The following is a 19,371-nucleotide window of genomic DNA, read 5'->3' as shown; positions in this document are numbered from 1 at the left end:
TGGTGATTTCTCCAATTGATTTTCCGGTGTAGCGGTTTCCGACGTCTCGGAAAACCAAGTAGTTCTCTCAAAGTTACCTCTATTAACGACACCAAATTCAGAAGCTTTAGAAAAAAGTTTAAAAAAATAACATTGCGAGATTTAGCTAATAAAATTGAAGAAAAGTAAGAAAAAGTGCTCAAGTTTCCACAAATCGAGCCGAGAGGGCTAAATTGTATAGAAAATCAGCAAAAGGAAACAATTAAAGGTAAGTTCGCAGACGATAGACGTGAAGATTAGAAAAGAAAAAGCCCCTTTTCCTTTGAGAGAACTGGGGCTAGGTTGGTCGCCAGAGCCTATGTGGAGATCAAGAGAAATGAACACATTTCCGGCATACCGAGTGCAACTTTACATTGAAAATGATTGGCAGGTGAGAGATGAGAGAGCCGCTCATTCTATTGTAAAGCTGCTTGCCAAAAGCCTGCATTCCCATCCACGTCTGAATGTATTGAGTACAGGCTAAGTAAACTACTGCAATAGTGACATTGCAGAGTTTGGCAACTGTTTCGCTTGAGCAAGAATCGATGTACCTGCTTGTTGCAAAATTTGTGCTTTGGTCATTTGCGTGGTTTCTTTCGCAAAATCTGTATCTTTAATTCGGCTGTTCGATGCGTCAACGTTTTCTTGGATGTTTGCCAAGTTGTTGATGCTGTGACTCAAACGGTTTTGCTTCGCACCTAAGTCTGCACGTTGCGAGTCTACGTATTTCAGTGCCGAATCCAGCACAGAAATCGCGTTTTGAGAACCTTGTACCGTGGTCATATCAATATCTTGTACTGACGTTCTGATAGGTTCGTCACTCAGGCCAAGCTCAGATGCTAATCCACCAGAAATAGAAATCTCACCCTGAACGTTTGGATGCGCGACAAAAACTTGCAACTTGCCATCTTCACTTACAGACGCATTAATCATATCAGACTGACCATTAATGTAAGTGGCAAGCTCTTCGATGTCGTCGCCCGCTTTGGCATTAATGTTGATTTCTAGATCATCAACATTGCCGTCTTCGTCTTCACCCATACCTGGTAGCGTGATCTTCAAGTCAGATTTAGCTGGGTCAACACTCCAGTTTTTATCTTTACCGTTCTCAGATAAGAAGGTCACACCGCCCATGCGAGTATCGTCCGCACGAATGCTGGTGAGTCCCATGATCATGGCTTCACCTGAGCTCGCACCAATCTGGAATGCCGCTTCACCGAATGAGCCGTTCAATAGACGACGACCACCAAATGAAGTGGTTTCTGCAATACGGTTTAGCTCGTCAATCAATGCCATTGACTCTTCGTTGATCGCCTGACGCTCAGCCGGAGAGTTAGTACCGTTCGATGATTGAATCGCAAGGTCACGCATTCGTTGCATGACAGAGGTTGCCTCATTCATCGCACCTTCAGCGGTTTGTGCAATCGAGATACCATCGTTCGCGTTACGCATTGCGACATCTAGGCCACGAGACTGTGCAGTTAAGCGGTTAGAGATCTGTAGACCTGCCGCATCATCTTTTGCACTGTTAATCTTATGTCCTGAAGATAAGCGCTCCATCGACGTGTTTAATTCATCAGTCGCTTTGTTTAGGTAACGCTGCGCGGTCATCGCGGAGACGTTAGTACTAACTGTTACAGCCATTTTGCTCTCCTGTTGAGTTCGCAAGCTTTTGCGAAGCGGCCAGCTTTACTCTCATTTGGATAAGCACTGACCGTAAAAGTTACTTGCTAAATCTGCCTTAAACGCAGGGTTTAGAATCTCTAAATCTGTTCTGATATTTTCAATACAATTTGTGTGCCAACTTGCGTAAATTATTTAACTACTTTTAAAAGAATCAAATAAACAATAAGTTAGCTTTATCATTAAGCTATTTCCGGTTTGTCAGACTCATCTTAGCCCAAGGGTATTGAACGCTGCCCTGTTGCCGCCCGACTTGCCTCCCGCATCATTGCCGCTTTGGGTAAAATCGTGCCGCATGACATCTCAGACTCTCAGGTTACGTCGACTTATCGCGCTTAAGGCTTTGCACATAAGGCATCAAAATCAGACAATGTGTATGAGTGTCATACTAGATGTAGTTAAACAACGTTAGATCTTTGGTCTTACCGAATGCTTGTTGCGATGCCTGTAACGCTCGCGAGTTTTCACTGAACTCGATCACGGCTTTAGAGTAATCCAAGTCCTCAAAGTTGCTCTTCGCTTTTGCCAGAGACAAATTAAAGTCTTCATGATTTTGCTCTTGGATATCCAGCGTACTCAATCGAGCACCGGCATCTGTACGCGCTTTATTCAAATGGATAAAAGCAGCGTGGAATTCTTCTGTCATTTGGTGCAATTTAGCAGTCGCCGACGTATCCGAAACCGATTTGTCTGACCATGCCATTGCATCCTTGAAGGTATCGAAAATGCTGAACTCTGCCCGCTTTTCGATCTCAATGCTGTCACCAGGCGTAATTTGGCCTTTTACGTGCACTTTCAGGCCTTTGTATTCAATCCCTTTCTCTGGAGAAAACTCATCGGCATCCACTACTTTGCCGTTACGCTCTAATTGGTAACCAAATTTGCCGTTATTCATATCGACAAATGTCACGCGATACGCGGCATCATCCTTCGCGTCAACGTTAGTGGCTTTGTTTAGCAACAGCTCAGAGCCGTTTTGTAGATCGTAATTCGGCTGATAGTCGCCAAATGGGTTTGGTATCTCCATAAACAGCTTGCTGCCAGGATCGTTCATTGGCATCTCGAGCATGCTAGAGACTTTCATTTTGCGCTGATAATCGTCTCCAGCGTACTGAACACTACCGTCTTTATCGCGATAGAATGGTTGACTTTTTGGCTTAGTGCCCGCAAACACGTAGTTACCAGATTCATCTTGCGAGTTCACTAAGTTAAGGAAGTTGTTCGCAATCTCTTCTAACTCACGCTTCTTTGCTTGTCGGTCTTCAGCAGAAAAGGCACCGTTAATCATCTCCATCGTTAAGCGCTTCGACTCGTCGGCAAAATTCTCCGCATTGGCGATATTAACTTCGTGGTTTTCTAAACGATTACGCACCAACACTATCGAGCTAAGATATTGTTGTAGCTGTTCTTGTTGCTGACTAATGTTTTGGATGTAATGCGCAGCGAGGGGGTCGTCACTAGGTTTCAGTAACTTTTTCCCTGAAGCAAGTTGCTCTTGGTTGTGGTGAACCTTATTCTCTTGACGACGCAGATCATTTTGTACGGACTGATAGTTATGGAAACTAGAAATTCGGGTTAGCACTTATCTCTTCTCCTTACCTCAGTTGTAAAATGGTATTGAAGGTATCATTCGCCGCTTGCATCACACGTGATGAAGCCATGTACGCTTGTTGAAACTTCATCATGTTGGCCGCTTCTTCATCGAGGTTAACACCAGAAATAGAAGCAACGCGCTCTTGCGCCGCTTCATGCTCTAAACGAGCGACGGAGGCTAAACGGTTTGCTGTAGAAGACTTCAGTCCAACTTCGGTATTGAGGTTATGATAAACATCGATCAAGGTACTGGATTTTCCATCCATCATCTTGTCTGTTTGGATCTTCTGCATTTTTCTCAAGTTGCCGTTACCACCTTCAGAAGGCACCAAGTTTGCGGTGAATTTATCATTCATCAGAGCGCCTTCGCTCAACTCAAACACGGTTGCATCGCCGTTTTTATACAGCGGATGGCTTTTCGGCACTGATATTTCAATCATCGGGTTATCTTTATCTAACGGGTATGAGTATTTGTCCGATAGTAAATTACCCTTGTTATCCGTGATCTTTAACCACGGCTTATCATGCTTCTCGTCGGCTGGTTGTACGGTAACCTCAAACTCTTTAACATCCCCCGCCTCACGAATTTTAAACTTGGCGTTACCTTGGGCAAAAGTGGTTGAGGCTTCATAACTTTGTGCGGCAATAGCTTTTGCGTCATTGGTTTCCATCTTTATGATGGCTGCACCACTTCTCGTTGGGCGTAGCAATACGCGCTCACCGGCGGCAAGGCCTTCACCAATTTGCACTTTCATACCATCCAGAACAAACGACGAATCCGAACGGTCGATGTTCAACGACATTTGCTCACCTTTCGGTGTTGTCACGCTGTATTGGTCGCCATCATAACGCAGCGAATATTCACCACCTTTGATCGCGGAAATATCCTCGATGTAAACCGCAACATCAGCTTGAGAGTCAGGCGCAGCAAAAACTCGAGATTTTGCCACCAGCTCAGAGTTCACATCGGTAAATACGTCTTTACCTATCTTACCGTTGAGATCCAGACCTTGAGATTGCAGCTGATTAATTTTGTAGGAGAAGCCCGTTGCTAAACGGCCCATTTCATCTTGCAGTTGTGGGATGTGTTTGTCACGCATTTCAAGTAAAGCGCCGATTTTTCCATCCATATCATCAGACTTGATCGCTTTAATACCATTCCCTTCCACCATTGCTAATCGTCTTTGATGAACATCCGGATAGCCATCGATCATTTTGAGCTGGCTTGCTTCCGTGCCAGAAACAAGAGTGTGTCCATTACCGATATGAACATTAAACCCTTCGGCATTTTTGCGTGGGGTTACGGTAACTTTGGTGTACTCTGACAGCTCAGTAACCAGCTTTTCATGCTGATCCATCAGGTCATTATGTGGGCCGGGGGTGCGCATCATCAGTCGATGAATATCGCGAATTTCCAACGCAAGTTGGTTAACGCGCTCAATGCCCATATCCAATTTTTTATTGGTGACATCAGATTGCAGTCGCACGGTTTCGTGGAAATCATTTAATGTATCAGAGAAGATTTTCGCCTTTTCCAATACCACTTTTCGTGCCCCTAAATCGTTCGGGGTATCTGCCATGGTTTTTACCGCATCGAACCACTCATTCAGGTTCTCGGGAATTTTCTTCGATGCCACAGAGCTCAACATGCTAGAAAGCATATCAAGATTATCTTGGGTATCCGTTTTGTTGGCATTGTTGGTCGACGACAGGTTCAGTTCATTCACGGCAAACTGATCCCACGAGCGGCGAACATTTTCCACATGCACACCCATGCCGTAGGTAGAACCACCGAACATGCGCGGATCATTCGTGCCTTGGATAACAGACTGACGGCTATAACCCTCTGTATTAACATTAGAAATGTTATGACCAGTGGTGTTTAATTGTCTCTGAGCAGTAAGCACACTTTGAGTACCTACATTCAGAAGATCTGACGCCATACATGCCCCCAAAAACGAAATATAAATCGGCAAAACCGATCACCTAGACACATTAAAAGCAAAAGATGTGCCAAGTGATAGAAAGGCGTAGATGTTCAGATAAAGTGAAGGCTTGCACTATGGCAAGCCTTCGAGAACGTCATAAATTGTCGCAGAGACATTACATACTTTCGATTTTATCCTTCACCTGCAGGACTTTATCTGCGTAATTCGGATCGGTCGCGTAACCCGCACTGTGGATACCGCGAATAAACGACTCTGAATTCCCGCGTTGCTGCAATGCTGTATCGTAACGTGGGTTGTCATTCAAAAATCGTACAAAGTCATTAAAGCTGTCTTCGTAACTTGAGTAGGAGCGAAACGCTGCCGTCTCTTTCACTGGCGTGTTATCGTGGAACTCTAAAGTTTGAGTCGTCACTTTGTCACCCTGCCAGCTTCGATCTGCTTTGATATTAAATAAGTTGTTGCTGCTGCCACGCGCGTTCTTCACGACCTTTTGTCCCCACCCCGTTTCCAAAGCGGCTTGCGCAAGTAGCAAAGATGGCTCGACACCTAGGGCTTTCGCAGCTTTCTCCGCGTATGGCTTCATCGAGTTAACAAAGGATTCTGGTGAATCGAATCGAGTGGGTTCATTGCTTGGTCGAGATAGTTGACCAGATTCAATCAAGCGCTGTTCAATCTCGCGCGCTTTTTTCGGGTCAACACGACGATATTCCGCAGCATTGTTTGCCGCATCACGCATAGCCGTTTCTTTTTTGTCGTTCCCTTGCCCAGCCGTTAATTGCTTAACAATCATATCGGCCAGTCCCATTGAACCAGACGAACTCAATTCACTCGCCATCTGTTCATCCAACATTTGTCGATAGAACTTCTCGTTTTGGCTGTTCATCATGTTGGACTCAAAGCCCTCATTGGCTTCTCGCATGGATTTCAACATCATGGAGGTGAAAATAGATTCGAACTGACGAGCTGCTGCACGCAGTGCTTCTTGCTCGCCATCTTTACCTTCCTTCACTGCTTTTTGACGCAAGGTATCCAGCGAACTGATGTCATGAATAAAACCAATGTCGTTAGGATTGTTCATTATACCTACCTCCTAACCATTAAATGATGATCAACTGGCCTTCAATGGCACCAGCTTGTTTCAATGCTTGCAAGATAGCCATCAAATCCGACGGCGCTGCGCCGACTTGATTCACTGCACGGACCAAATCATCCAACGTTAAGCCTGGCTCAAACTTAAACATCTTGCCCTGCTCTTCGCTGACTTCGATATCCGAGTCTGGTACGACAACGGTTTGCCCACCAGAAAAGCCGTTAGGTTGGCTAACATGCAGGTTTTCTTTGATCGCAACCGTCATGCCGCCATGCGTTACTGCTGCAGGTTTAAGACGCACATGCTTACCAACTACGATGGTGCCCGTTCGTGAGTTAACGATGATTTTGGCTGCACCATCTGCTGGGTCGAACTCTAGGTTTTCGATTGCCGATAAGAACGCAACACGCTGGCTGACGTCACGAGGAGCACGCACGCGCACTGATGTCGCGTCAACAGCGCTCGCCATTTGTGGGCCAAGGAAGTTGTTTACAGCATCCGCCATACGTTGAGCCGTTGTGAAGTCTGACTCAAGCAAGTTGAACGTGATGTAATCACCACGACCAAATGGGTTTGGAATTTCGCGCTCTACTGTCGCACCACTAGAGATAAGACCAACGGTTGGATTGTTACCTACGATTTTAGAACCGTCAGCGCCTTCAGCACTGAAGCCGCTCACTACTAAGTTACCTTGAGCAACCGCGTAAACTTGACCGTCGAGACCTTTGAGGAACGTTTGCAGCAAGGTGCCGCCACGCAAACTTTTAGCACTTCCGATGGAAGAGACAGTCACGTCCACTTGCTGACCCGGTTTAGAGAAAGGCGGCAATTCGGCCGTAACCATGACTGCGGCAACGTTTTTAATTTTTGGCTTTGTGCCCGGCGGCATCTGAATGCCGAAGTTTTGCAGCATGGCGGCGAAACTTTGCTCTGTAAACGGGTTCGCTTCACCCGTACCAGGTAAGCCTGAAACCAAACCATAACCCACGAGTTGGTTGCTTCGTACACCTGCCACTTGCGCGACGTCTTTGATACGTGCGGCTTGGGCTACGGTAGAAAACAGAGCAACGCTCATCAGTACTAAAAGGAGTTTTTTCATGCTTACTTATCTCTTGCAGTCAAATTGCCGTCAGCACGGCGTGTTATAGCGCTACATTAAAGAATCGTGCCAAGAAGCCTGGCTCTTGCATATCTTGTTGCAAACCAGTGCCAGAGTACTGAATTCTTGCGTTAGAAACGCGATTTGATGCAATGGTGTTGTCGAAATTAATATCATCCGGACGAATAGTGCCACTTAAACGTATGTACTCATCACCCGTATTTAGCGTCATCCACTTCTCACCGCGGATCACGAGGTTGCCGTTTGCCAGTACTTCGATCACCTCAACAGTGATGTAACCACTGATGCTGTTGCTCTGCTTTGCAGAAGAGTCACCTGCAAATGAGTTGGAGTTGTTTAAGTCATAAGAGAAATTATATTTTCCGCCAATTTGCAGCTCTTCTCCGCCCACTTGAAGCGGGTCCATTTGCGCTTCATTGGTTTTCGATAAATCGGCATTTGCGCTTTTCGTCGCACTGGTTGTCTCATCCAGTGTTACGGTAATAATGTCGCCAATACCACGTGGTTTAGAATCGTCGTATAGGTCGGTAATGTGCTCGGCGCTAAACAACGAACCTGTTGCAGCAGCGTAATGCTCAGGCTTGTTTTTCGGATGAATTGGAGCCCAAGCAGGGTCGCCAGCAACCGGATCACTTCTACCACGTAAAGTATCTACAATACCGCTGCTCTCTTCTTTCGATTTATCGCCTTCTACTGCGTCGACCACAGTGGTTGCTTGTGTCACTTCATCCGTTTCAATCGGTTCCAACATGGCACATCCCGACATCGTAGCAATCAAAGCGAGTAGGCAAATACGTTTCATCGTGAGCTCCTCAAATCTTGCTCTTAATCGTTACAATTGCTGGTTAACGAAGCTCATCATTTTATCGACTGACGAGATCACTTTTGAGTTCATTTCGTAAACGCGCTGGGCTTCGATCATGTTGACCAACTCTTCCGTTACATTCACGTTGGACGCTTCCAGCATGGATTGACGAATTTCCCCCAAACCGTCCAAACCAGGAACACCCTCTTGTGGATCGCCACTGGCACCCGTTGGTAAGTAAAGGTTCTGACCAATTGGCTCTAGGCCACCCGGGTTAACAAAGTCTGTAATGGTTAGCTGACCAACGACTTGGTTGTCTTGCTGACCTCGGACGCGAACCGACACTTCACCATCCGTACCGACAGTAATAGAAATCGCATCTTCTGGAATCACAATTTCAGGCTCTACAGGGTAGCCAGAACCCGACGTGACTAACGTGCCTTCACCATTTAGCGTGAACTGACCGTTACGGGTATAACCGATGTTGCCGTCCGGCAATGTCACTTGGAAAAAACCGTCGCCTTCCACCATCATGTCCAGTGCGTTGGTCGTTGTCTGTGCATTGCCGTGCGTGTGCACTTTTTGCGTCGCAACCACTTTAGAACCCGCACCTAACATCAAGCCACTTGGCAGTTCCGTGTTCTGAGATGACTGGCCGCCAGGCTGGTTGATGTTCTGATAGAACAAATCTTCGAATACTGCACGGCTCTTTTTGTAGCCGACAGTAGAAGCGTTCGCCAAGTTGTTCGAAATCGTGGCAATGTTGGTTTGTTGGGCGTCTAGACCTGTTTTACTTACCCATAGTGCTGGATGCATAGTGAACCTCTAACTCTGTTAACTCATACGAAGCAGTGAATCTGAAGATTTATCCATTTCTTCAGCTGTGCTCATCATCTTGACTTGCATTTCAAACTGACGTTGTAAGTCAATCAATGCGGTCATTTCACCTACGGCATTCACGTTACTGCCTTCTATCGCTCCCGTCTGGAGACTAACAGTCGCGTCTGCTTCGTAAGGTTGGTTTGGAGTTTTATGGCGAAATAAGCCATTGGTGTCTTTAAACAAGCTTTGATCATTAGGCTTAACGAGCTTAATGCGATCAACCGCTTGGAATTCTTCTGCCGGGGCACCTTGAGGAAGTACAGAGATGGTGCCATCCCGACCGATTTCAATTTTGGAGAGAGGGATAGGCAAAGTAATCGGCGCGTCGTTTTCACCCAGCACCAAATGACCACTTGCGTTGGTAAGCATGCCATTTTGATCGACTTTTAGGTTGCCGTTACGGGTCAACCCTTCTTTCCCTGTATGATCGAGTACCGATATCCAACCGCTGCCTTCAATCGTCACATCCAGATCACGCCCTGTTGTAATCACGCTACCTTGAGCAAAGTTATGCCCTGGACGCTCTGTCATGCTGAATACACGTGAAGGATGGCCTTCACCATAAGCCTGCATTGAGCGAGCCTGTGCTAAATCAGCCCGAAATCCGGTCGTGCTTACGTTAGCCAAGTTATTAGCGCGCAATTGTAGTGCCTGCATATTTTGCTTGGCGCCACTCATTGCGAGAAACAGTGCGCGATCCATAAATTACTCCAAAAAATCTCTCTGTACACGGAGTAGAAAGCAATAGTTATGCCAAAACAAAAATAAACTTATTAATCAATACTTTGAATTAAAAATCAACAATGAAAAGAGGTCAATAGGGGCAGAAAACTGTAACGAGAGGCAAGGTTTTGATCCATACGGCGGCAACAGCGGCAAATCGTAGATCAAAGCATGCTTAGCCTGAGTGAGGTGTATTAAGGCTAAGCATCAGATGAATGTCATGATGAAAATGAACAAAGCGGTAATTACTAAGAAGCAATCACACGCCATTGCTTACTCAAGCAGAGTATCGAATGACCCAGCTAGTGCTCTAGCGGATCTGTAAGATATTCTGTTGTAGTTGGTTGTGTACTTCGAGCGAACGTGAGTTTGCTTGGAAGTTACGCTGAGCAGAGATCAGGTCCACCAACTCCTGCGTCATATCAATGTTTGACTGTTCCAGCATACCGTTATTGATGGTGCCGAAAGAGCCTTTATTTGATTCACCCCAGATCTTGTCACCAGAGAACTGCGTTGAATCCCATTGAGTACCGCCTTTCTTATCCAGACCTTGCTCGTTTGGAACACGTACGAGAGCAACACGACCCAATGTAACGTTTTCACCGTTTGAGTAAGTTCCCAATACGCTGCCGTTTTCATCGAAGTCAACTTTGGTTAGGAAGCCCGTTGTTGCACCGTCTTCGTCAAACTTAGTCAGTTCGAACGGAGCCGCAAACTGTGTTGCTGAGCCTAAGCCGAAGTTAAGCGTCTGCGCAGGATCGGCACCATTCATATCGACTGGTGTCGTGTTCGTCGCCGGATCACCCAGAGCCACAGAAGTGATTGGCTGACCATTGTTCAAGCTCGCCAACGTACCATCGTTGTTGAACTTCATGGTATGCCCCACATGACCTGTTGGCGTTTGCGCATCACCAGCCGCAACATTTAAAGGCTTTTCACCTTCTTTATCTGTCACGGTGTAGTAAGTGTTCCATGTATTTGGCTGAGTCTGATCTTTCAAGTAATACGTCGTTAGCTTGTAAGACTGACCCATCGAGTCATAAATTGTCGAAGAGGTTGAACGGTTGTATGTATCTGGGTCTGAAAAATCAAACTGCGTTGGATCTTTCAAATCGCCGTTCGCTGGCAAGTTCACACCCACTTCAATGTTTGCTGTTTGTTTTGGCTTACCAAATTCAGCAGGAATATTGATGGGTTGTGGCTCGTATGAAGAAACCTCACCAGAGCTTGGGTCCACTTGGTAACCTAACAAGAACTCGTCGTTCGCGGTCACCATGTAGTTTTCTTTATTTAAGTGAAATGCACCATTACGTGTCAGTTCATTCTGTTGTGGAGTTAGACGCTCTTTCGCTACAGCGAAAAAACCTGTCCCCGAAACACGCAAATCCATTGGGTTGTTGGTGTAAATGCTAGAGCCTTCATGGAACTGCTGTGCCACTTGGCTTGCTTGCGCACCACCACCCGGTGTGGTTTTTGCGTTAGTAAATAAAGAGTTAGAGTAAACATCAGCAAACTCAGCACGGGACTCTTTAAAGCCGTACGTGTTGGCGTTCGCAATGTTGTTACTGGTGGTGTTCAAATCCAGTTGGGCGGCGGACAAACCGCTTAAAGATACATATGACATTCCAAAATCTCCTAATCTAGCGAGCTATGACTACGCTTTGCCGACTTCCAATACTTCTGCAAGTCGAACTGGCGATTCAAAACCAGCCAGATTGAGTAATACGTTTCCGTCACCTTTGCCAAGCAATACGCTGTTTACGTTGGCATACGTCGATACTGGGAACTCTTGCGACTCCCCCTCAACTAAGCCAGACGCTTTCACTTTGTATTTGCCAGCTGGCAGTGGATTTCCGCTTTCATCTTTACCGTCCCAAAGCACACGCGTGTCGCCGGCTGGTTTCGCCCCTACCTCAAAGGTACGAACCAGTTGGCCAGCTTCATCCTCTACACGAACAAACAAATTATCGATAGATTGTGAAAGCTTAACCATTGCCGCCATTGGTGCGTCGTCCTGCTTCACACCTGCTGCTCCTGGGACCAATACGTCACGCCCTACCAAAGAGGAAGCTTGTAACGCTTGATTTGATGTCATTGACGAATTCAAACTCTCAAACTGAGTGTTCATCTTGCCAATGCCATCAACGGTCGCAAATGAAGCCATTTGCGCAATCATCTGGTCATTACTTACCGGCTTAAAAGGGTCTTGCTGAGACAGTTGCTTCGTGAGCAATGATAAGAAGTCTTCCTGTTTTAGGTCCTGCTTACCCGTGCTCTCTTCCGCTTTCTTGTTACTCTCTTGTAGACTTTTAAGCTGGTCGATATAGGACAAGCCGCTTTGACCAACGTTGTTAATTCCGGCCATACGCTACCCCCTTATCCTTATTGACCCATCTGCAGCGTACGCAGCAGCATTTGTTTACTAGAATCAGCGACTTGTACATTAGTCTGATATGCACGAGAAGCTGAAATCATGTTTGCCATTTCTTCCATTACATTGACGTTAGGCTTGTAGATGTAGCCTTCTTCGTTTGCAAGGGGATGGTCTGGGTTGTACTCCGCACTCAGCGGTTTATCACTTTCTACAATACCCATCACTTTCACTGGCACCGTATCACCGCCACGCATGGCGTTACTTAACTCTGCACCAAACACGGCATGACGCGCTTTGTAAGTGTCTTTCGCAGAGCTGCTGACACTGTCGGCGTTCGCCAAGTTGCTTGAGGTAGTATTCAGACGAACGGATTCAGCGCTCATTGCGGAACCTGTCACATTGAAAACGTTAAATAAGCTCATCTAAATTATTCCCCTTTGATTGCTTTGGTTAAGTTCTTGAATTTGCTGCCTAGAAAGTCGAGTGATGCTTGGTGTCTGATTTGGTTTTGCATAAACAAGTTACGCTCTAAATCCAAGTCTACCGTGTTGCCATCTCCCGTATCTGGTTGCGTAGGAAGACGATATAACTTGTCCCCAACCAACGTTGTAGTGGCAGGAATATGCCGACCATCTGTGCGACTAAGACCAATGCTTGCCCCAGATGTTGCCGCTTGCAATTCCTTCGCAAAGTCTAAACCTCTTGCTTTGTAACCAGGCGTGTTTGCTTGTGCGATGTTGGTGGAAATCACCTCTGCATTGCGCTCACGTACGCCCACCGTGTGCTGGTGGATGCCTAGTGCATTGTCAAAAGATATAGCCATGTTTGCCTCTACAATTAAGAACTGACCGTGATTGATAACCAAAAAGCAATTAGCATGCCAAAACCTAAAGCATTACACCAACCTAGTGGTTACCGTGAATTGAAATAGCAATAAGTGAGCCAAAGTAACTGGAATGTCATGTCGTATCACTTTGCTCACTTAATAAAGATACACCGTGTTGAGGGCACAAGGCAAAAACGCGCTTCAACTAATTGAGTGATACATGAAGCGCTCGGCGCAGAAAGGTAACAAACAAAAAAGCCTGACACGAAGTCAGGCTTTTCTATCAATGAAGAGATACCGCTATTTAAGCTTGTAAATGATGCCCGGATTACAGCGCACCATTTCAAATTTATCAGTCAGACCAGTTAGCGACTCTGATGCCCCTAACAGCAAGTAACCACCAGGGTTTAAACTGCTCGCCATTTGGTTAAGCACTTTAGATTTCATTTCTGGAGAAAAGTAAATCAATACGTTACGACAGAAAATGATGTCGAACTTACCCATCAGTGCGTAACTGTCCATCAGGTTTTGTGGACGAAAGTTCACCAAACGCTTGACGTTATCTTTGACTTTCATGCGACCACCGTCCGCATTTTCAAAGAAGGTGCGACGACGTTCTGGTGAAAGCCCGCGACCCAAAGCCAAGTTGTCGTACACCCCTGCACGACACATCTCGAGCATACTTGCCGAAATATCTGTGGCTGTAATGGACACGTTTGGTAACAAGCCCGGCTTGCGCTGTTGCGTTTCCAGGATCGTCATTGCAATAGAATACGGTTCTTGGCCCGATGAACTGGCAGCAGACCAGATCTTAATTGGGCGCTTGCTTGCCGCTACTTCTGGCAATAATTTGTCAGCTAAAACCGTGAACGGATAAGTATCTCGAAACCACAAGGTTTCGTTAGTCGTCATCGCATCCACAGCGGCGACTCGTAATTCTCGATTACGCCCTGTAACAACATCACGTAGCAAATCTGATAACGATGCGAGCTTAAACTTCGTCACTAAAGGACTCAGTCGGCTACGCACGAGGTATTGCTTGCTATCACCTAACACGATGCCACATTGCGATTCTAGAAAACGGCTAAAGTCACGATACTCTTGATCACTGATTGTAATAGCAGTCATTAATGTCTCTTTTATTGTGTTAATGCAGATTTAACCGCGTTACCCAACTCATCTGGGTTAAATTTCGCAATGAAGGTGTTGGCACCTACACGCTCAACCATAGCTTGGTTGAATACACCACTTAATGAAGAATGGAGGATAACATAAAGGTCTTTCAAATCGGCATGTCTGCGAATTTCAGCCGTTAAGGTATAGCCGTCCATTTCTGGCATTTCAATATCGGAAATAACCAACGAAATTTGATCGTAGATATTGCCTTCTTGAGCCATTTCAATCAACTTATTGTACGCTTCTTTGCCGTCTTTGACAGATACGACCTCAAAACCGATGGATGTAATCGCACGCTCTACCTGTTTACGCGCGACCGTCGAGTCATCAGCAATCAGTATGCGGCGTACAATAGGCTTTTCTTGTTCTGCTTGTGCGATTTCTTCGCCAATAGCGGAATCCATCGTTTCATCAACTGGCGCAATTTCTGCCAGGATTTTTTCAACGTCAAGGATTTCAACCAGCTCATTGTCAATGTTTGTCACGGCAGTCAAGTAGTGCGCTTTACCTGCACCGTCTGGCGGTGGCAAAATCGCTTCCCAATGCATATTGATAATACGCTCAACCGATGATACCAAAAATGCTTGGATCGTACGGTTAAATTCTGCAATAACAACAAAACATTTATCTAAATCAGTGGTTGGGCGGCCACCAATTGCCAGGCTCAAATCAATAACGGACACGGTATGGCCGCGGATATGAGCGATACCTTTAACCAGAGGGTGTAGATTTGGCATTGAAGTCAGCTTAGGGCACTGTAGTACTTCTTTCACTTTGAATACGTTAATGCCGTAGCGCTGTCGGCCCATCAGTCGAAAGGTCAATAATTCCAATCGGTTCTGACCGACGAGTTGCGTACGCTGATTCACCGAGTCAAGAATCCCCGTCATATGCTCATCTCCATCTCAAACTTTTTGTTTTTAAATGATACTCTACCACTGGCAAGCACGATACCAGGGAGACAGTATGGCGTATTTCACTTTCACTTCGACACCATTGACTATGACAATATGTAGAGCGCTAATTACAAAGTACGCTAAGTCTATCGGCATTTTGCTCAGTATGTTTAGCTTTTTTGTTCATTCAGCTTCAGATAATCAGATCGAGCAAATAAAAACAGCAGCAGAACAACATATTCTTGCTACGGTTGATCAGCCTGATGGTGGCGAGCTATCTGTTAATGCGGCAGAGATCGACTCGAGAATAAAAGCAACGGATTGCCCTGTTCCGTTAGATACATCTGCCTCTTCCACCAGCAGCACGAGAAGTAACATCAATGTGTTAGTGGAATGCCAACCGGATGACTGGAAAGTCTATGTTCCTGTGAGGATCTCGGTATCAGTACCAATGATCGTCGCGACACGAACACTAGGGAGAGGAGAAATCGTCAGCGCATCGGATGTTACCACTTCCATGATCGAGCTACAGCGCTTTCGTAAAGATGGATTTTCTAGCTACGATCAAGTGGTTGGGGCAAAGCTAAAGCGTAATGTTCGCTTAGGCGATGTCGTAGAGAGAAATGATGTTTGTGTGGTATGCCGAAATGAAAAGGTCATTATCAAAGCGGTGAATTCTGGCATGACGATCACAACGCAAGGCACAGCATTGCAGGATGGTTCAGCTGGCGATCAAGTAAGAGTGAAAAATGATAAGTCACAACGTATAATAGAAGGCATAGTGACTGACATTGCGGAAATCACTGTTAATTTTTAATACCCACTGGTAGCGTGTTTAAACTGATCAATAAAAATGCAAAAAATGACTAAAGTTATTTTTGCGCTGGTCGATAGTCTGGATACCAGTATTACGATACAAGGCAAAGGTTAAACATGGCAGGTATAGATAATATACGTTCAGGGCAAATGATGACGACAACAAGTCGTGCTCCTACACGTAACGATTCCAATGCTACCAGCACGACAGAATCAAAAAAGGCGCCAGCGCAACAAGACGCAGTATCACTCAGCCAGCAAAGTAAAGCCGTCAGTAAACTCCAGAAGGATATGGCAGCTTCTCCGGCATATGACAGCGCCAAAGTTGCAGCAATCAAAGAAGCTATCACAAACGGTTCATACAAAGTCGATCCTGAAAAATTGGCTGACAACATGATTAAGTTTGAAAACGAATTGCAAGGCAAAAGCTAACTGGCTTAGGCCGAAGGTAAGTGTTTTATGGCAGCATTAGTCGATCTCGTTAATTTCCAGCTAGAAAATGCTAAGGCACTTTCCGCTGTTTTACGCCAAGAAACACAAGCAATAACGGCGCGTGTCTCTACCGAGATTGAGAACATTGCCAAACAGAAGATGACGCTCATTGATCAGCTCAGAACAACTGATCAGCGAATCGCCTCTCACCCGCACGTCAATCAACTTACTGAAGATGAGCACCTAAGTCAGGTTGTTGCTCAAATCCAATCGATCGTCCTCGACTGTCAACAAGTTAACCAAGTAAATGGCGAATCGCTTAGTCGCGCACAGCTGAGCTTCAATAAACTCAACAACATGCTTCAGCGAACTCATGGCAAAGTTGGCATGACCTACAATGCGGGCGGAAAAACCCACACTATCTCGACGCTTGGCACCAATATAAAAGCTTAAACGTCACTCCTACCCTCAATTCCCGCGCTCACGTAGATATAAAAAAGCGACTCATTGTTACCAATAAGCCGCTCAAAAAGATTATCTGTCTAGTGAAATGGTTTAAAACAAGGTTTGCTGACGCTTCTCAGGCACCTGCTGAACTTCTCCATAATCACGTAGCTTATCCATCTTACGGATATCCAGACGCAGCTCAGTCACATAACTGTCTTCAACAAGATAACTACGCACAACTTCTGCACCACGAATTACACCATCGACGGCACCAGTGGTGCTTTCAATACCCAAACGCTGGTCTTGCAGCTCTGCACGTCCACTAACACGCATGCCATAAACTTGCTCTGCTAGCTCACGATAAGCATCAATTTTTGATGCGCGCATTGCTCGTACACGCTTTTCTTCTACTGTGCGGCCTGTTTGCTCACTGACGCTAGCGTAGCCCACCGCAACTAAGATTTCATCTTGACGCATCTGTTGTAATGGCTGACACCCAACCAATATCAGTGTGGCAACAATAAATAATAACTTCTTCATGCTTCTATCCTATGGACGGAGAATCACAGTGTACGGCTGACGAATGGTAGGGTCAGAACGAATCAACACACCATCTTGTGTGCGGATGCTATTTAACGTATCTAAGTCACGCCCAATACGGTCAGCCGGAAGGAAACCTTGCGCTGTCGCTACAACTACACGGCTTTGCATGCCAACCACGCGTGCATTGACAAGCACTCCGCCCTCTTGGCGCAACATTGTTCCGGTCAGTACATACTGAATTTGCTGCTCTTGAGCTAAATCTTGCCAATCACGACTTAAAGCAAAATCGCCCTGCTGCGTCACTTGAATAGAGCCCGTAGTTTTGAAATCAACCACTTTAAACCCTCGGCGCTGAAACTGATGGATAAAACCTTCAGAGACCGAGTTACCTAACCAGTTTGTTGCATCCATATTTTGTAGATCAACAAACGAGGTAATCGCAATCGGTGTCCGCGCTGATACTGCCACATTAGAAACCATCAGGTCTTCTGTCATGCTCTCAATGAAAAAGTCCATCGTATGACGCGGACTATCCATCAGCATGAACTGGCTTCCCGAGTACGGTTCTTTACCATTGTAAATCGGTGAGTACGCGCACGATGTCAGAAGCGTCATCATCGATGCGGCGACAAGCCACTTTTTCATGGTTTGATTCTCCAGATAATCTTAGGTGATACCGTTCTTTATTAATTCCTTTCCAAGAAAGTGAATATTGGAACAGTCTTTGCTTTTCTTTGTTTGCCTAACGAAGAAAAACCCACCAAACTTCACTGAATTTGTTAAAGCAATATTTATACCCGAACGGTTGTAACCAATGAAAAAAATATTAAACAGTCTGTTTTCAATCACTTTAGTGATGCTTGTGCCTTTTAAGGTAATGGCATCTTGGTATGAAGTCACAGGCGTTGCCACCATCGTTTCTTCAGAAGAGACGGCAAGGCTCCATGCGTTGGAAGACGCGCTGTTCAAAGCCGTCAATTTTTCGGGCGCAGATATTGGCAGTATTAGCAACTTGATGCCGCTATTAGAAGAAAGCCGCAACGAATACCAGTTTACCAATCATGAAGTCCGTTACATTTTGGTCGAATCTGAACGCAAACGTCGCGGTAAAGTCGAGGTAAAAATCCGCGTTGATATTTATCCATCGGCAACGGGTTGCCACACCGATCAATACAAAAAGACAATGCTGGTCGGCAATATTGAGGTCGCATCACCACAACAAGCAGTGATGGGACAAATTTATCAAGTTGGTGACGATTTTAGCCACGTAGTGAACCGTCAACTTGATCAAACCTCACGCAGCTTTGTGTCTGTTGGTACAACGGACTACTCAATAAGCAGCAACTATCCTGCTCGCACTCAAATGATCGCGCAAGACAATGGCGCACAATACATCATTGGAGGGGTCATCACCGATCTCACTGCAACGGTCGAATCTCAACTATTGCAAGATGACATCATCAATCGTCAGTTTGCGTTAGAAATGAAAGTATTTGATGGTAAAACTGGCCATGAAATCTTCAACAAAGCCTACCGTGAGGTCGCGCGTTGGCCATTTGCTAAGACGAGTCAAGTGGACACTCGTAGTGCACGTTTTTGGGCATCGACCTATGGCGAGATGATGCTTCGCGTTAGTCGCAATATTATGTTGGATCTGGAGTCGGAGCTGTCTTGCAAAATTACACTGCCAGAGGTTGTGGCAGTCTTCGGTAATACCGTAACGATGGATCTCGGCCGCATGCACGGCGTAAAAGAGGGAGACAAATTGCAGCTTTGGCACACCGCGTCGTTTATCGACCAAAATGGATTGCCAAGAAACAAAGTCTCGCAAAGCGAAATTACATTAACGGTATCACGCATATACGAACACGAAGCGGAACTGACGATTGATCAGCCAAATTTAGCGTCTAGCGTTCAAATTGGCGACGTAATGAACAAGATCCTATAAAAGCAAACATTAAGTCTTGAGATATGCTCACTTTTGAATATCATAGGCAG

The 19,371-nt window shown here is 45.7% G+C and carries 20 protein-coding genes; 4 read left to right on the top strand and 16 right to left on the bottom strand.

All coding sequences use genetic code 11. The features are described 5' to 3' along the window. Positions 1-507: 507 nt before the first annotated feature. From R7E00_RS20370 to R7E00_RS20305, 14 genes are all read right to left on the bottom strand, one after another. Positions 508-1,662, bottom strand: a complete 1,155-nt coding sequence (locus tag R7E00_RS20370) for a flagellin (RefSeq protein WP_005382038.1) — start codon at positions 1,660-1,662, stop codon at positions 508-510. Positions 1,663-2,089: 427 nt separating this feature from the next. Beyond that, positions 2,090-3,283, bottom strand: coding sequence for a flagellar hook-associated protein FlgL (gene flgL / locus R7E00_RS20365; RefSeq protein ID WP_005382037.1), 1,194 nt, complete (start codon positions 3,281-3,283; stop codon positions 2,090-2,092). 13 nt (positions 3,284-3,296) lie between these two features. Beyond that, on the bottom strand, positions 3,297-5,237 hold the full coding sequence (gene flgK / locus R7E00_RS20360) for a flagellar hook-associated protein FlgK (protein ID WP_065274248.1): 1,941 nt from the start codon (positions 5,235-5,237) through the stop codon (positions 3,297-3,299). 160 nt (positions 5,238-5,397) lie between these two features. Then, positions 5,398-6,324 (bottom strand): flagellar assembly peptidoglycan hydrolase FlgJ, encoded by a 927-nt coding sequence (gene flgJ, locus R7E00_RS20355; RefSeq protein WP_054579495.1) that lies wholly within the window; start codon positions 6,322-6,324, stop codon positions 5,398-5,400. A gap of 16 nt (positions 6,325-6,340) precedes the next feature. Further along, positions 6,341-7,432 carry a flagellar basal body P-ring protein FlgI gene (locus R7E00_RS20350; protein ID WP_262606272.1) on the bottom strand — a complete coding sequence of 364 codons (1,092 nt, stop codon included), beginning with the start codon at positions 7,430-7,432 and terminating at the stop codon, positions 6,341-6,343. A 43-nt stretch (positions 7,433-7,475) separates the two neighbouring features. After that, on the bottom strand, positions 7,476-8,255 hold the full coding sequence (flgH, locus tag R7E00_RS20345) for a flagellar basal body L-ring protein FlgH (RefSeq protein WP_005382033.1): 780 nt from the start codon (positions 8,253-8,255) through the stop codon (positions 7,476-7,478). 30 nt (positions 8,256-8,285) lie between these two features. Beyond that, entirely contained in the window at positions 8,286-9,074 is a 789-nt protein-coding gene (gene flgG / locus R7E00_RS20340; RefSeq protein ID WP_005382032.1) for a flagellar basal-body rod protein FlgG, read from the bottom strand. 18 nt (positions 9,075-9,092) lie between these two features. After that, the gene (flgF, locus tag R7E00_RS20335) at positions 9,093-9,842 is read right to left on the bottom strand and encodes a flagellar basal-body rod protein FlgF (RefSeq protein WP_005382031.1); all 750 of its coding nucleotides are present in this window, start codon (positions 9,840-9,842) and stop codon (positions 9,093-9,095) included. Between the two features lie 331 nt (positions 9,843-10,173). After that, positions 10,174-11,487 (bottom strand): flagellar hook protein FlgE, encoded by a 1,314-nt coding sequence (gene flgE, locus R7E00_RS20330; RefSeq protein ID WP_005382030.1) that lies wholly within the window; start codon positions 11,485-11,487, stop codon positions 10,174-10,176. 30 nt (positions 11,488-11,517) lie between these two features. Then, positions 11,518-12,228, bottom strand: coding sequence for a flagellar hook assembly protein FlgD (gene flgD, locus R7E00_RS20325; protein WP_005382029.1), 711 nt, complete (start codon positions 12,226-12,228; stop codon positions 11,518-11,520). Positions 12,229-12,245: 17 nt separating this feature from the next. Further along, the gene (gene flgC, locus R7E00_RS20320) at positions 12,246-12,659 is read right to left on the bottom strand and encodes a flagellar basal body rod protein FlgC (protein ID WP_005393132.1); all 414 of its coding nucleotides are present in this window, start codon (positions 12,657-12,659) and stop codon (positions 12,246-12,248) included. Between the two features lie 5 nt (positions 12,660-12,664). After that, positions 12,665-13,060 (bottom strand): flagellar basal body rod protein FlgB, encoded by a 396-nt coding sequence (gene flgB, locus R7E00_RS20315; protein ID WP_005382026.1) that lies wholly within the window; start codon positions 13,058-13,060, stop codon positions 12,665-12,667. Positions 13,061-13,363: 303 nt separating this feature from the next. Further along, positions 13,364-14,191, bottom strand: coding sequence for a CheR family methyltransferase (locus R7E00_RS20310; RefSeq protein ID WP_005382024.1), 828 nt, complete (start codon positions 14,189-14,191; stop codon positions 13,364-13,366). Between the two features lie 11 nt (positions 14,192-14,202). Beyond that, on the bottom strand, positions 14,203-15,129 hold the full coding sequence (locus tag R7E00_RS20305; RefSeq protein ID WP_005382022.1) for a chemotaxis protein CheV: 927 nt from the start codon (positions 15,127-15,129) through the stop codon (positions 14,203-14,205). Between the two features lie 76 nt (positions 15,130-15,205). Between R7E00_RS20305 and flgA the strand changes: the two genes are divergently transcribed. From flgA to R7E00_RS20290, 3 genes are all read left to right on the top strand, one after another. Continuing rightward, a complete protein-coding gene (gene flgA, locus R7E00_RS20300) occupies positions 15,206-15,952 on the top strand; it encodes a flagellar basal body P-ring formation chaperone FlgA (RefSeq protein WP_005382020.1) in 747 nt (248 codons plus the stop codon). Between the two features lie 116 nt (positions 15,953-16,068). Beyond that, positions 16,069-16,383: a flagellar biosynthesis anti-sigma factor FlgM gene (gene flgM, locus R7E00_RS20295; protein WP_017819976.1), complete on the top strand. Its 315-nt coding sequence runs from the start codon at positions 16,069-16,071 to the stop codon at positions 16,381-16,383. 27 nt (positions 16,384-16,410) lie between these two features. After that, the gene (locus tag R7E00_RS20290) at positions 16,411-16,836 is read left to right on the top strand and encodes a flagella synthesis protein FlgN (RefSeq protein ID WP_005382015.1); all 426 of its coding nucleotides are present in this window, start codon (positions 16,411-16,413) and stop codon (positions 16,834-16,836) included. Between the two features lie 102 nt (positions 16,837-16,938). Here R7E00_RS20290 and flgP read toward each other — a convergent pair whose 3' ends face one another. Both flgP and R7E00_RS20280 read right to left on the bottom strand, forming a co-directional pair. Continuing rightward, positions 16,939-17,370 (bottom strand): flagellar assembly lipoprotein FlgP, encoded by a 432-nt coding sequence (flgP, locus tag R7E00_RS20285; RefSeq protein WP_005382014.1) that lies wholly within the window; start codon positions 17,368-17,370, stop codon positions 16,939-16,941. 9 nt (positions 17,371-17,379) lie between these two features. Continuing rightward, the gene (locus R7E00_RS20280; RefSeq protein ID WP_005382013.1) at positions 17,380-18,018 is read right to left on the bottom strand and encodes a FlgO family outer membrane protein; all 639 of its coding nucleotides are present in this window, start codon (positions 18,016-18,018) and stop codon (positions 17,380-17,382) included. A 169-nt stretch (positions 18,019-18,187) separates the two neighbouring features. Between R7E00_RS20280 and R7E00_RS20275 the strand changes: the two genes are divergently transcribed. Further along, positions 18,188-19,321, top strand: coding sequence for a flagellar assembly protein FlgT (locus R7E00_RS20275; RefSeq protein WP_005382012.1), 1,134 nt, complete (start codon positions 18,188-18,190; stop codon positions 19,319-19,321). Positions 19,322-19,371 lie beyond the last annotated feature (50 nt).

This window comes from Vibrio sp. Vb1755 (assembly GCF_033338635.1).
Taxonomy (GTDB): Bacteria; Pseudomonadota; Gammaproteobacteria; order Enterobacterales; family Vibrionaceae; genus Vibrio; species Vibrio alginolyticus.
Note: the sequence above shows the minus strand (reverse complement) of the source record. Positions and strands in the feature narration are given on the sequence as shown.